Source organism: Bradyrhizobium sp. BEA-2-5, from assembly GCF_032918025.1.
GTDB classification, from domain to species: Bacteria; Pseudomonadota; Alphaproteobacteria; order Rhizobiales; family Xanthobacteraceae; genus Bradyrhizobium; species Bradyrhizobium pachyrhizi.
In genome coordinates, this window is the sequence record NZ_CP136629.1 from 2,438,115 (window position 1) to 2,451,290 (window position 13,176).

The following is a 13,176-nucleotide window of genomic DNA, read 5'->3' on the forward strand; positions in this document are numbered from 1 at the left end:
CGGGCAAATCAGCGGTATTCTTCCATTATTCAGAAATCGTGATGTGAGTCCGGGGCTCCTCCAACACGTCGTCCCTGCCTAGCGCGCAATTGTGTAGCGCGCAAAATCGAATGGCACCGCGCGCAAGTTCGTTTGTCACCCCTCAAGTTGGCCCCTGCCGATGGCAGGGTCGACGTCCGCTTCGCGGTCGACAGCGGCGGATTGCGGACGTCTCCCGAGGTCGCAGAAGGGCCAGACGCAGTCATAACGGCTTGCGTAGCGGACCGCGATGGGTTTCCGCGCATTGCGTTAGCGAGGTTTGACGCGTGTTTCTAAGAGCTGCTTGTCCCAATGTGGGTGGATTTGGCCGTCCACTGTTGGCAGGTATTGGACCCATTCGGCTCGTATGCCTCGCGGGTCGATATCTCTGTTCGACACGACGTAGTCAATCTCGCTTCGCGTCGTGCCGATATCCATTAACTCACGATCACTTAGGTCGCACAAGGCGGCTTGTAACCTCTGGCGTTCGCGCCGTTCCTGAAGCGCACCCCAATATTTCCCTAAAAAGCTGGAGACGCGCCGCGTCAATGCGGAAATTTGTCCCAACCCTGTTGCACCATAGGTCATGCTCATCGGAGCATCCTCCTCGGTATTGCTTGTATCGACGGTACCCCATGGTTAGGGGGCCACGCTTGACATCCGGCTTACATTTTCCTTGCCGGCAGCTTATTCTTTGCGTCCGAGCGGCGCAGAAGATCGAAGGCCGCCTAAGGGACCCTCAATTGCGTTATTTCTTCGAGGAGTACGTATTCGACACCGACCGTCGCGAACTGCATCGCGGGGCGAGCCTCGTCTCCATCACACCGCAGGTATTCGATTTACTTGATTACCTTATCCGCAATAGGGAGCGCGTCGTCAGCAAAGACGATCTCATCAGCGCGGTTTGGAATAGACGCATCGTCTCAGATGCCGCGCTGACGACCCGCATCAATGCCGCCCGGGCGTCAATCGGTGACGACGGTGAAAGGCAGCGCCTAATAAAAACATTGCCGCGCAAAGGCTTCCGATTTGTTGGCGCAGTGCACGAAGGGCAGAAGCCGGCAACTTCGAGTAGTTCGACGGCGCAGAGCGACGGCACGGAGCAAGCGGTGTCACCGCCTCGTCTTTCTATCGTTGTCCTGCCATTCGTCAATCTTAGTGGTGACCCCGAGCAAGACTACTTCGTCGATGGTGTGACGGAAAGCCTCACTACGGACTTGTCGCGGATCAGCGGCTCATTGGTGATCGGGCGACACACCGCATTCACCTACAAGGGCAAAGCGGCTGACCTCAAGCAAATCGGTCGCGAGTTGAACGTCCGGTATGTGCTAGAAGGCTCCGTACAGCGCCGCGAAAGCCGACTTCGCGTCAACGCGCAGCTGATAGACGCTGAAACCGGCACGCATTTTTGGGCGGACCGCTTTGACAAACTCCTAGCCGATCTGTTCGATATGCAGGACGAGATCATATCTAGACTAGCTAACTCCTTGGACGCGCAGCTCGTCGCAGCCGAGGCCATGAGAGCACAACGTTCGGCGCATCCCAATTCAATGGAGTTGTACTTCCAGGGCAGAGCTAAGCTCAATATGGGGTTGACTTCCGAATATATCTTGCAGGCGCGCCACTTTTTCGAGCGCGCCCTGACGCTTGATCCCGGCAATATCGAAGCGCGTCTGGGTTTAGCGCATGTTGATGGCATTGTTGGTGCCGGCTACATGACCGACGATCGGATAAAGTACCTTACCGCAGCAGAAGCGGCCGTCATGCATGCCCTGACCCTCGCGCCGAACCACGCCTTGGCTCACTTACATTTGGGAACAGCAAAAATTTTCACGAACCGCGTGTTTGAGGGCATTGACGAACTACAACACGCTTTGGCGCTGGACCGAAATCTGGCCCACGCGCACGGGTTAATCGGTCAAGCCAAGATTTTCCTCGGTCGCGGCGGGGAGACTGAGGCGCATGTCTTAGAGGCACTCCGTCTGTCTCCCCGCGACATTCATGCCTTCATGTGGATGCAGTATGTCGGTTTCGCTAAGTTGCAACTTAGTGCCGATAAGGAAGCCGTCTGTTGGCTCCGCAGGAGCATCGACGCCAACCGAAATTATCCGTTTGCGCATCTTGGGCTCGCCGCTGCCCTAGCACTGCTTGGAGCACTCGATGACGCGCGGGCCGCCGCGCAAGCAGGGCTCGCGCTTCAACCTAATTTCAGCATCCGCCGCTTCCGCGCCAGCCCGTCGACCGATAATCCAGCTTATCTTGCCAAACGTGAGCGCATTTATGAGGGCATGCGATTGGCAGGAGTACCGGAGGGGTAACGTCGCAGAGGGGTCAAAAGGCGACATGAAGCAACGGCGATCCAATAGTCCGCTTTGGAGCCCGAACCGCCCTAGACCAGGGCGTTGGCGCGGACCAGAAGGGCATCGACCTGCTCGTCGGACAGGCCCACGACGGCGATCATATGCTGAACCAAGGGGTCAGACCGCCTGATCTCGGTCGCCAAGTCCCATTCCTCCTGGACGTCCGCATCCGCCGCAATTGCGGCCTTCACGGAAGCCCAGGTGCCAAGCTCGTCAAAGGCCCTCTTGAGACCGAGCTTGGTGCAGGAAGACGGCACAGGGGCCGGCGGATTGAGGAATGCGACAACAGCCGGATCGTCATCAGCGATTCCTTCAAGCACAAGATGGGGCTGCGGACCTTTAAACCAACTGACGATTGCGCCCGCTTCGTTTCGTTCAATGAAGCCCATGATGATTAATTCTCCAACGGATCGAACCAGCCGCGCGTAAAACACCGATAAGATGTGTTCGCTGCCGCCGATCGCGCACAAATCTGCGCGGCAGTATCCGTCCAAATCTGCAAATCGTTGGCGTTGCCAGAAGTCGAGCTTGTCACTTCGATGCCGTTACCGCCGACACTGTAACCCGGCGCGTTGTCGAAAAGACCGGTTTCGTGCGTCCACCAAACGGTGTTGATCGTAGGGCACCAAGCGATAATGTTGATGTATGCTTTGACGCGAACACCCGTAGGAATGCTTCCCAACGCGAACGTTTGCAACGTCGTTCCGAGTGTATTTGTGGTGAAATCCAGCGACGAGCCGACCCAAAAGAATTCCCGACCGCGCTGTAGGATCTGCGAGAATAGGCGGCCCGAGTTGTGCCAAACGGCACCGACGCGACGTAACAACGTATATCCGGCAGGCATTGTCGGCGCGGTCGCGCTCCTGGACATCAGCACATCGACTGCCGCCGTCGTCGGATTCTTTATCACGAAGACATGATAGAAGCCGTTCGCTAGCGCTCCGGTATCGACGATCGACGGCGTCGTAAAGCTCGTCCCCATGGGGTTGAAAGTCGGGATGTCGACGATGCGCGACAAGCTCGGTCTGCCCGAGCCCGGCCCACAAGAGGAACTGCTGGTCATGCCGACGGCTCCCATGTTCGGCGGCGGCGGGCTGTTCGGGGATCAGCAGCCGTTCCAATCTCTGCATGCGCGACGACCGGCGCTGCGCTCCGCGGACGAGGTGGCCCAGCTGGCGCTCGCTGCTGAAGATCTGGCGCAGCCTGCGTTCCAGGAGCTGGTCGATAGACTGAAGGTCGTGCTGCAGAGTGCGACGAGCTTGGAGGACGTGCGTCACAGCCTGACAAGGTTGAAGCTTGATCCGAAGAACATGACAAAGGCGATCCAGCTCGCCCTGGTGATGGCGAAGCTCGCCGGCCGCGACGATATCGCCGATGAACACTAGGGTCATTCTGCCGCGCAAGCTGAGTTTCCGCGGCTGTTGCTGCGGTCAGGCGCATCTTGCGATGAACGCCGTCGATGTCGCTGCCTTCAGCACCGATCCGCTGGAGGCGATCCGGTGCATCCGCGATAAGCTCGACGTGCCGACGTCGAGCTGGACCGACCTGTGGCAGCAGCAGCACTCGGTCGCATTTACGGTCGCCGGCGCGACCTCGAAGGACCTGGTCCGGGACTTCCACGACGCCGTCAACAAGGCGATCGAGGATGGCACCACGCTGGAGGAGTTCCAGAAGGACTTCGACGACATCGTCGAAAAGTACGGCTGGAGCTATAACGGCTCGCGCGGTTGGCGCAGCAGCGTGATCTTCGACACCAACGTCAACATGGCCTACGCCGCCGGGCGCTGGGACCAGATTCAGCAGGTGAAGGCGCGGCGGCCTTACCTGATGTACAAGCACCTTGCCGGGCAGGTCCATCCGCGCGCCGAGCACGAGGCCTGGGACGGCACCATTCTGCCGGTCGACGACCCGTGGTGGCAGACGCATTTCCCGCCGAACGGCTGGTTCTGCCATTGCTGGGTTGAAAGTCTCTCCGATGCCGACCTCGATCGCTACGGCTATCAGGTGTCCGACCAGGCGCCACCGTCGCGCCTGGTGCCTCATATCGTCGGCGGCCGGACCGTCATGGTGCCCGAAGGAATCGATCCCGGCTTTGCCTATCGACCGGGTGAGCAACCGGCCGCAACCGATGACGAATAGGAGTCCCGCCTGCGAGTCCCACCTGTCCGCGGTGCTGCTGCGGCCGAAGTGGCGGTTAAGCCTAGTTTTAAAGAGCTTTCAGCAAGCTTTGAAGCTAGGTGGGACTCGGCGCGCGCCGCCGGGCTTATCGAGTCCCACTTCGGCCAGACGCCGACTGAATCGAATAGGGTTTTTGGTGCCGCCGCGCCGTTGCGTGCCATTCGATCACGCGCGCTGTCGTCTCGCCAATCGCGCGCCGCCGCCCGTCCAACCCTTTGAGAACTCGCCACTTCCCGCGCATTCCCGGTCAATCCCGGAATTGCCCAGGGGTGTCATACGAAACAGCGCGTCACAAATTGCGCACAGGAGCAGGGACCCATACGCTGCGGCGGACCTTGTTGAAGGGACTCGTCGTTCCAGCATCGCCCACAATCGGCATTTGTGGTTATGGGTCCCTGCTTTCGCAGGGACGACGATGAGGATGGTTCTCGATAAGGTGTCACACCACGCGGTGTCATCACCCACGCATGCCGGTGATCCAGTATTCCAGAGACGTCTGTGCTTGAATCGAGAAGCCGCGGCGTGCTGGATCGCCCGGTCGAGCCGGGCGATGACGGCGGTGGACGACGATATACGGCCACGCTCCGGACGACGCTTCGCGTCGTTCGTCGCGCGTCGACCTCCCCCGCAAACGAGAGAGGTACAGCTAGTCAGTGGACCGAGATCGCGATACTTCGGTCTTCACTTCGGCAACGCAATCGGCGTCAGCTTGAACGGGCCGGGGTCCTTGCCCTTGTTGTCGCCGATCACGTAGGACAGCTTGCCCTCGGCGACCCAGCCGACATCGCCGACCTGCGTCACCGAGACCGGCTCAGCGAGACCATCCTTGATGGTGTCGATGGTCGCCTCGTTGCCCTTCACCGTGACCTTGTCGAGCTTGCCGTTGCCCTCGATCAGCAGGAAGCCGCCGCCATGCGCCCGCAGCGCGTCGGCGTGATCGAGCGGCCGCGACGGCTTCAGCTCGGTCACCGCGCCCGCCTTGCCGTCCTTCATCTCGATCTTGAACAGTTTGGCCGGAATGAAGGTCGTGACGTAAAGATTGCCGTCGGCGCCGATCGCGATGCCGTCGAGCCCGACGCCGTCCTTGGCCGGCGCGAGCTGCGGATCGGTGGCGAACGTCGCCAGCCCCGTGCTGCCGGGTTTCAGGCTATAAACGAATGGCGCAAAGGAATCGCTCACATAGGCGGTGCCGTCGGCACCGACCACGATGTCGTTGCAGAACGATTTCGGATCGCTCAGGGCAAAGCTGCCCTTCGGCGCGCCGCTCTTGAGATCGAAGGTCTTCAGCCAGGCGCCCTTGACGTCGCTCGGCCCCGCCACGCCCATCGCGCTGATGTCGTTGGAGCAGACATAGAGCGTGCCGCTCTTCTCGTCGGCGAGCACGCCCAGCGTCGAGCGGCTGTCGGCGGCGCCCGGCTTGACCAGCTGCTCGGCCTTGCCGGCCGAGATCTTGGTCACGCCGCCATGGTTGAAGCTGCCGACGTAAAGCGTTCCGTCGGAGGTCGAGGTCACGCTCTCCGGAAAACTCTTGTCGGGAACGCCGACCGGAGCCGTTTCGGCGCGAGCCGCGCCGGCCATGCCAAGCGCAAGGACGATGGCCGCAGCGCTCGCTAGATTCTTGTTTTGGCGCGTTTTCTTCACGCGAACCTTCGCTCGAAAACGCTCCAGCGATGCGCGGCGGATCTTGAGCAGTTCTCCCGTTGCGCGCGGACGTCCCGCGGCGCCATTGTTCTTTATCATGATCGCGTTTCCTCAATGAACCTGGTTGGACCAGGCAGGATTTTCTTGGCGATCGTCTCCGGTCGATGGTTGTTGTCTGCAGGGTTCCCGACCGAATTGTTCACCCGCCTGCCTTGTCGTTTCGATATATACGATAGTATATAGCGAGAGGGAAGCAGCAGAGAGGAAGCTGCGACGGCCGGATGGCGCGTCATGGAACGGGAATTGGCGCTGCACCACCAATGCGTGTGCTGCGGTGGCCTTATCGGGGGGATCGTCGACGATGGCGCGATCGGCCTCGATGCACGGATCGGCGTGTTTACGGATGAGTGTGCATTCGCCTGCAACGAATGCACCGCGAGTCTGATCGCGGCCGCAGCACGGCCCAGGCAGGAGGCAGTTCGGCGCAAATAGGTGCGACTAAACTCAATCCGGGCTGAACGCGTCGTAGACCAGCTTGCGGAACGCGGGTGTGATGCGGCCGCGCTCGTTCTGGGTCTGTTGCATCATGAGGTAGACCATGTCGAGCTTGGGATCGACGCCGAAATAGGTGCCGCTGCCGGAGTCCCATTTCAGTTCGCCGAGCGAGCCCGGCGGCGGCGGTTTCGCGTTGCCGGGATCGGTCCGCACCGCAAGGCCGTAGCCATAGCCGAAGCCGTCGCCCGGGAAATAGAAATAGTCGCGTGCGACGCCGGAGCCCGGTCCGATGTGATCGGTCGTCATGGCCTCGAACGCGGCCGGGCTGAGATAGCGCCTGCCCGCGAACTCTCCGCCGTTGAGCAGCATCTGCGAGAAGCGTTGATAGTCGGTGATGGTCGAGAGCAGGCCGCCGCCGCCGGATTGCCATTCGGGATGGGCGCGCCGGTCGTTCTCGCCCTCGATCAGGATGGTGTCCGAGGGCAGCGGCTCGGCGAGCCTTGTCCGTTCGGTCTCCGCATCGAGCACGTATCTGGTGTCGTTCATCTTCAGGGGATCGAACAGGCGCTCCTTCTCGAATTGATACAGCGTCTGGCCCGAGACGATCTCGATGATGCTGCCGAGCACGTCGGTGGAATGGCCGTAGCGCCACAGCGTTCCAGGCTGCCGTGCCAGCGGCAGCCTGGCCAGCCGTGCGACGAATTCCTCGTTGTCGAACTTGCCGTCGAACAGGTGTCCCGCACGGTAGATCTTCTGGATCCAGTCGGCGCCGATATATTCGTAGGTGATGCCCGAAGTGTGCCGCATGATATCTTCAATGGTCACCGGCCGGATCGGCGGCACCAGCTCAACCTTGGCCGGATCGTTTCCACCGTCCGGTTCGATGGCAACCTTCACGTCGGCAAACGCCGGGATGTATTTCGACAGCGGGTCCTGCGGCGACAATTTGCCTTCGTCGACCAGCATCATCGCGGCGGTGTTGGTGATCGGCTTGGTCATCGAGTGCAGCGCGAACATCGTATCCGGCCGCATCGGCGACTTGGTTGTCACGTCGCGATACCCGAAGGTCTTCAGATAGACCGGCTTGCCGTGCTGCTGGATCAGGATCACCGCGCCCGGAATTTTTCCTGCCGCAACCTCGTTGTCAAAGAATGCGGTGATGCGTTCGAGTTTTTCCGGCACCGGGGCAGGGGCATCGGAGGCGCGCGCCGCGCCTGATATGACAACTGCAAGACAACCGATCGCGGTCACTGCTCCGCGAAGCGTCAGCACAGCACGGTGGACTGCCCGATCATACCCGCACGACATTGAAAAGCCCGCCCCTGCCTGATGCCCTGAGCGCAGAGTTTTAACGGCGTGCGCTCCCGCGCACCATAATCATTTTGGAGCGAGTTTATTCCCGGCGATGGCCGGAATTATACGATTTGGGTAGCGCCGACGGGCGTGCGCACGGCATTCGACAGCACCTGCAGCGCCTGGCTCAGTTCGGCGCGGTTGCGCGCCGCACCCAGCGACACGCGCAGGCCGCGCGGCGCGGCTTCGCCCGCCGCAAAGGCGTCTTCGCCGACCACGGCGAGACCGTTGCGCATCAGGTGCGACAGCAGGTCGGTGCCGTCGAAATGCTTCGGCAGCGGCATCCAGAGATGGTGGCTCGCCGGCCGCGCCGCATAGCTGACGCCTTTGAGGAAGCGGGTCGCAAGCAGCTGGCGCGCGGCCGCCTCGTTGCGGATCGCGCGGATGATGTCGGCGGCGACGCCAGAACGCAGCCATTGCGTGACCAGCGCGACCATCAGCGACGGCGGCATCTGCATGGTGGCCTGCATGCTGGCGCGCATGCGCTGCTCGGCGGCGGCATCGGGTGCCAGGAGATAGGCGACGCGCAGCGCCGGCGCGATGCATTTTGCGATGCTCGCGGCGTAGTACGTGCGCTCCGGAATCAGTGTTGCGATCGGCGCCATCTGCGGTTCGAGCGGGCCGTAGACGTCGTCCTCGATCAGGACGCAGCCGCGCTTGCTGATGATATCGGCGATCGCCTTGCGCCGCGCCGCGCCCATGGTCGCGGTGGTCGGATTCTGCTGCGTCGGAATCAGGTACACCGCCTTCGGCTTGTGCTTGCGGCAGGCCTCGTCGAGCGCGTCGGGCCTCGCGCCCTCCGCGTCCATCGCGACGCCGACCAGGCGAACATCGAGCCGCGCCGCCGCGGCCTTGATGCCGGGAAAGGTCAGCGCCTCGGTCAGCACCACGTCGCCGGGCGACGTCAGTGCCAGCAGGGCGTTGAAGATGATCGCCTGCGAGCCCGGATAGATCACGATGCGGTCGGCGGATGCGTTCGGCACGCGCGGCTGTAGCCATGCGGCGCCGACCTGGCGCTCCTCAGTGGTGCCGCCGGGACGCGTATAGCCGAGATAGGCGGAGAACCCGGCCTCGGCGCGGATGGTGGCAAGTCCCTGAGCGATGCGCAGGTCGAGATTGGCCTCGACCGGCTGCGGCGGCAGGTTCATCGACAGGTCGATGTTGACGGGCGCGGGCAGGTCGGACGCCGCGCGCGCGGTGGTCTCCGAGACGAAGGTGCCCTGGCCGACGCGGGCGTCGAGCAGGCCGCGCCGCCGTGCCTCGCCATAGGCCCGTGTCACCGTGGTCAGATCGATATCGAGCGCGGTTGCCAGCGCACGGTGGGTCGGCAGCCGCTGGCCGCGAGTCAGCCGGCCGCTCGCGATGTCGGCGGCCAGCGCATCGACGATGCGCAGGAACATCGGGCCGTGCCATTCCGAAACCGTAGGGATCCAATCCATGCAATCCAGCGCTTTGTCTTTGATTGTATGCTGTCGAAAGCATATTGTATGGATCATCAGATCAGGTCAAGGACAACGGCCAAAGGAAAACGACGATGACCGAGACGGTTTCCCTGCCAAAGGCGATGTGGCGCGGCTTCACCATGAAGTGCCCGAACTGCGGGCGCGGCCATCTGTTCGGCCGCTTCCTCAAGGTCGCCGATCACTGCGAGGTCTGCAGCGAGGACTTCACGCCGCAGCGCGCGGACGATTTCCCGGCCTATCTCGTGATCGTCGTGGTCGGCCACGTCGTGGTGCCGGCGCTGCTGTGGCTGGAGATGAACTACGCGCCGCCGGCCTGGCTGCAACTGGCGATCTGGCTGCCGGTGACATTGTTCAGCGCGCTGGCGCTGCTGCAGCCGACCAAGGGCGCGATCGTCGGCCTGCAGTGGCAGCTGGGGATGGAGGGTTTCGCGGCGACCCGGCGTGCGGTGGCGCCCGCCCGGGCGCAAAGCAGCGTCGGACGAACTCGCGAAGCCTGACGCGATCCCAGAATCGTAGCCCGGATGAGCGAAGCGACATCCGGGAACAGCGGCCCCGCATATCGCTTCGCTCATGCGGGCTACAGCGCTGGGTCACGTCAGGATCGTAGCCCGGAGGAGCCAACGGGTCGCGCGAACGCGCGCCCGATGACAGGCTCAGCGAAATCCGGGGTAACTCCTGCACAACGAAGAACCCCGGATTGCGCTGCACTCCATCCGGGCTACGGATCAATCAAATCGGATGATGGTGCGGCCGGAACATCCGGCCCTTTTCCGTCACCAGCACGACGGCGAGCGCGGCCAGCGTGCAGAGGAAGAAGCCGGTCGCGAACGGCGCCAGCGTGCCGTCGTAATCCTGTCCGATCGTGGTGCCGACGCCGATCCCGAGCAACGTCGTGATCGTGCCGTACAGCGAGGAGGCGGTGCCGGCGATCTTGCCCTGCGGCTCCATCGCGAGCGCGGTGAAATTCGCCATCATCAGCCCGAACGCGAACATCATCAGGCCCGACAGCACCATGAACAGCGGCAGCGACAGCGTGTCGGTCTTCACCGCCAGCAGCAGGACGCCTGCGACGACCGCAAAGCCGGTCAGCGCGGCGTGCGAGATCACGCGCATGCCGATGCGGCCGACGATGCGCGAGTTGAGGAAGCCGGCGATCGCGACGCCGACCGCGCAGGCCGCGAACGCCACCGGGAAGTAATGCCCAAGCTTGAAGATCTCGGTGAAGATCTGCTGCGAGGAGAACACGAAGGCGAACAGCGAGCCCTGCACGCCGCCGGCGGCAAGCGCGTAGCCGAGCGTCTGGCGGTTGGTGATGGTCTGGCGGAACGCGGACAGCACCTCCGGGATCGCCAGTGACTTGCGCAGCTCAAGCGGCAGCGTCTCCGGCATCCGCATCGCGCTCCAGGCCAGCGCGATCACCCCGTAGAGCATCAGCACCACGAAGATGCCGCGCCACGCCGTCACCAGCAGCACCGCCTGTCCGAATGAGGGCGCGATCACGGGCACCGCGATGAACACCATCATCGCGAGCGACATCACGCTCGCCATGCGGCGGCCGACATAGCAGTCGCGCACGATCGAGGTCGCGATCACGCGCGTCGCCGCGGTGCCGAGCCCCTGAAGCGCGCGCGCCAGCAGCAGCGTCTCGAACGAGGGCGCCGCGACCGCCAGCACGCTCGCGACCGCATAGACCGCCATGCCGCCGAGCAGCACCGGCCGGCGGCCGAAACGGTCCGACAGCGGCCCCATGACGAACTGTCCGGCTCCGAAGCCGATCAGGAAGGTCGACAGCACCAGCTGGAGATGGTTCGCGACGGGAATCTGGAAGGCGGTGCCGATGTTGGGCAGCGCCGGCAGCATCATGTCCATCGCAAGCGGATTGAGCGCCATGATGGACGCGATCACGATGACGAATTCTGGAAAACCCATCGGGCGGTGTCCCGCGGACACCCAATCGTCGGCATTGACGTCAGACACTTAGCAACCTCTTGGGAATCCTCGCATCGTAGCGATCTTGCTGCGATGCACAATCGGCGTTTCGGGATAGCTGCCCGCCGATCGCGGTCGAGGTAGCGGGGTCGGGAACCAGGGCCAAAAGCACAATTCGCCGAATATCGTTGCGGATGCAACTATTTTGCTCGTGCGGCGCGGAAACCTCTGCTAATCCCGGGCCCGGCATCCGTGCGGGGCAGGCGCATAGCCGCCGATCACGCCCGCGCGGCCAAGAACAGGCTCAAGAACAGGTTCAAGAACGGGTTTGGGGAGGCCACATGTCCATCGAACTGTCCGCGCGCTCGCGCGGCGCTGAACTGTCGGATGAGGAGCGCAAGGTCCTCACTGCAACGCTCGTCGGCACTACCATCGAGTGGTACGACTTCTTCGTCTACGCCCAGGCGGCGGGCCTGGTGTTCGGCGCGCTGTTCTTCGCGCCGATGAATGCGAACAATCCGCTGCTGGCGCAGATCGTCTCGTTCGCGACGCTCGGCCTGTCGTTCCTGTTCCGCCCGTTGGGGGCCATCGTCTGCGGCCATCTCGGCGACCGCTTCGGGCGCAAGAACATGCTCGTCGTCACGCTGCTGTTGATGGGGGCGGCGACCGCGCTGGTCGGCCTGCTGCCGACCTATGCGCAGATCGGCGCCTGGGCGCCGGCGCTGCTCATTCTGTTGCGCATCCTGCAAGGCTTCTCGGCCGGCGGCGAGTGGGGCGGCGCGGCGCTGATGGCGGTGGAATCGGCGCCCGTCGACAAGCGCAGCTTCTTCGGCTCGTTCCCGCAGATCGGCACGCCGCTTGGCATGATCCTGGCGACCGGCGTGCTGTGGGTGCTGACCGCGACGCTTGGCAAGCAGGCGATGATCGAATGGGGCTGGCGGATTCCGTTCCTGCTCTCGATCGTGCTGATCGTCGTCGGCATCGTGATCCGTCGCACGGTCGAAGAGTCTCCGGTGTTCCAGGCGATGCAGCGCCGGCACAAGGAATCCTCCGCGCCGCTCAAGGAGCTGATGCGCAATCACAGCAAGGAGATTTTGCGCACCGCGTTGATCTTCATGGCCAACAATGCGGCCGGCTACATCCTGATCGCGTTCATCATCAGCTACGGCGCCAACACGCTGAAGATGCCGTCCGAGCAACTGCTGCTGATCGGCACGCTCGCGGCGGTCAGCTGGTTCATCTTCACGCTGCTCGGCGGCATCCTCGGCGACAAAATCGGGCGCGTGCGCTGCTTCCAGATCGGCTATGGGCTGATGGTGCTGTGGGCGGTGCCGATGTGGTTCTTGATCGACAGCAAGAACCTGCTGCTGTTCTTCGTCAGCGCCGTCGGGCTCACGGTTGCGCTCGGCCTGTCCTACGGCCCGCAGGCCGCGCTCTATGCCGAGCTGTTTCCGGCCAAGGTGCGCTATTCCGGCGTCTCGATCGGCTATGCGCTCGGCGCCATTTTCGGCGGCGCCTTCGCGCCGATGATCGCGCAGTGGATCATCGGCACCTACGGCCAGTCCTGGCGCGTCGGCGTCTACATCGCGGTGCTATCGCTGATCTCGCTGATCACGGTGTCGACGATCAGGGATCCGCAAGGCGTCGATCTGAACGTGCACGACGCCGGCACTTAGGCCTTGTAGGGCGGATTAGCCGCAAGGCGCAATCCGGCCTCGTCTCTGCGTCGCGGGTGGATT

13 protein-coding genes are annotated in these 13,176 nt (G+C 62.9%); 6 read left to right on the top strand and 7 right to left on the bottom strand.

Annotated features, from left to right (window positions below):
- Positions 1–288: 288 nt before the first annotated feature.
- Entirely contained in the window at positions 289–612 is a 324-nt protein-coding gene (locus RX327_RS11395; protein WP_080667239.1) for a DUF1127 domain-containing protein, read from the bottom strand.
- Between the two features lie 149 nt (positions 613–761).
- On the opposite strand from RX327_RS11395, the gene RX327_RS11400 reads away from it, so the two are divergent.
- Positions 762–2,336 carry a winged helix-turn-helix domain-containing protein gene (locus RX327_RS11400; protein ID WP_028337005.1) on the top strand — a complete coding sequence of 525 codons (1,575 nt, stop codon included), beginning with the start codon at positions 762–764 and terminating at the stop codon, positions 2,334–2,336.
- 71 nt (positions 2,337–2,407) lie between these two features.
- Here RX327_RS11400 and RX327_RS11405 read toward each other — a convergent pair whose 3' ends face one another.
- Positions 2,408–2,767, bottom strand: coding sequence for a hypothetical protein (locus RX327_RS11405; protein ID WP_050387885.1), 360 nt, complete (start codon positions 2,765–2,767; stop codon positions 2,408–2,410).
- A gap of 5 nt (positions 2,768–2,772) precedes the next feature.
- Positions 2,773–3,396: a hypothetical protein gene (locus RX327_RS11410; protein ID WP_152977957.1), complete on the bottom strand. Its 624-nt coding sequence runs from the start codon at positions 3,394–3,396 to the stop codon at positions 2,773–2,775.
- On the opposite strand from RX327_RS11410, the gene RX327_RS11415 reads away from it, so the two are divergent.
- Together RX327_RS11415 and RX327_RS11420 are read left to right on the top strand one after the other, a co-directional pair.
- Positions 3,386–3,763 (top strand): DUF935 domain-containing protein, encoded by a 378-nt coding sequence (locus tag RX327_RS11415; RefSeq protein ID WP_244482673.1) that lies wholly within the window; start codon positions 3,386–3,388, stop codon positions 3,761–3,763. The genes RX327_RS11410 and RX327_RS11415 overlap by 11 nt on opposite strands.
- Positions 3,753–4,517, top strand: a complete 765-nt coding sequence (locus RX327_RS11420) for a phage minor head protein (RefSeq protein WP_050387883.1) — start codon at positions 3,753–3,755, stop codon at positions 4,515–4,517. The genes RX327_RS11415 and RX327_RS11420 overlap by 11 nt, the downstream gene beginning before the upstream one ends.
- A gap of 720 nt (positions 4,518–5,237) precedes the next feature.
- On the opposite strand, the gene RX327_RS11425 is transcribed toward RX327_RS11420, so the two are convergent.
- Positions 5,238–6,296 carry a hypothetical protein gene (locus RX327_RS11425; RefSeq protein WP_050387882.1) on the bottom strand — a complete coding sequence of 353 codons (1,059 nt, stop codon included), beginning with the start codon at positions 6,294–6,296 and terminating at the stop codon, positions 5,238–5,240.
- A gap of 192 nt (positions 6,297–6,488) precedes the next feature.
- Between RX327_RS11425 and RX327_RS11430 the strand changes: the two genes are divergently transcribed.
- The gene (locus tag RX327_RS11430) at positions 6,489–6,689 is read left to right on the top strand and encodes a hypothetical protein (protein ID WP_028337002.1); all 201 of its coding nucleotides are present in this window, start codon (positions 6,489–6,491) and stop codon (positions 6,687–6,689) included.
- A 12-nt stretch (positions 6,690–6,701) separates the two neighbouring features.
- Here RX327_RS11430 and RX327_RS11435 read toward each other — a convergent pair whose 3' ends face one another.
- Positions 6,702–8,000 (bottom strand): serine hydrolase domain-containing protein, encoded by a 1,299-nt coding sequence (locus RX327_RS11435; protein ID WP_410712155.1) that lies wholly within the window; start codon positions 7,998–8,000, stop codon positions 6,702–6,704.
- Positions 8,001–8,107: 107 nt separating this feature from the next.
- The gene (locus RX327_RS11440; RefSeq protein ID WP_050387881.1) at positions 8,108–9,484 is read right to left on the bottom strand and encodes a PLP-dependent aminotransferase family protein; all 1,377 of its coding nucleotides are present in this window, start codon (positions 9,482–9,484) and stop codon (positions 8,108–8,110) included.
- A 95-nt stretch (positions 9,485–9,579) separates the two neighbouring features.
- Between RX327_RS11440 and RX327_RS11445 the strand changes: the two genes are divergently transcribed.
- The gene (locus tag RX327_RS11445; protein ID WP_038377853.1) at positions 9,580–10,005 is read left to right on the top strand and encodes a DUF983 domain-containing protein; all 426 of its coding nucleotides are present in this window, start codon (positions 9,580–9,582) and stop codon (positions 10,003–10,005) included.
- A 232-nt stretch (positions 10,006–10,237) separates the two neighbouring features.
- Here the strand turns inward: RX327_RS11445 and RX327_RS11450 are convergent, their stop codons facing one another.
- On the bottom strand, positions 10,238–11,437 hold the full coding sequence (locus RX327_RS11450) for a multidrug effflux MFS transporter (RefSeq protein ID WP_410712185.1): 1,200 nt from the start codon (positions 11,435–11,437) through the stop codon (positions 10,238–10,240).
- A 341-nt stretch (positions 11,438–11,778) separates the two neighbouring features.
- Between RX327_RS11450 and RX327_RS11455 the strand changes: the two genes are divergently transcribed.
- Positions 11,779–13,113, top strand: coding sequence for an MFS transporter (locus RX327_RS11455; RefSeq protein ID WP_028336997.1), 1,335 nt, complete (start codon positions 11,779–11,781; stop codon positions 13,111–13,113).
- Positions 13,114–13,176: the final 63 nt, after the last annotated feature.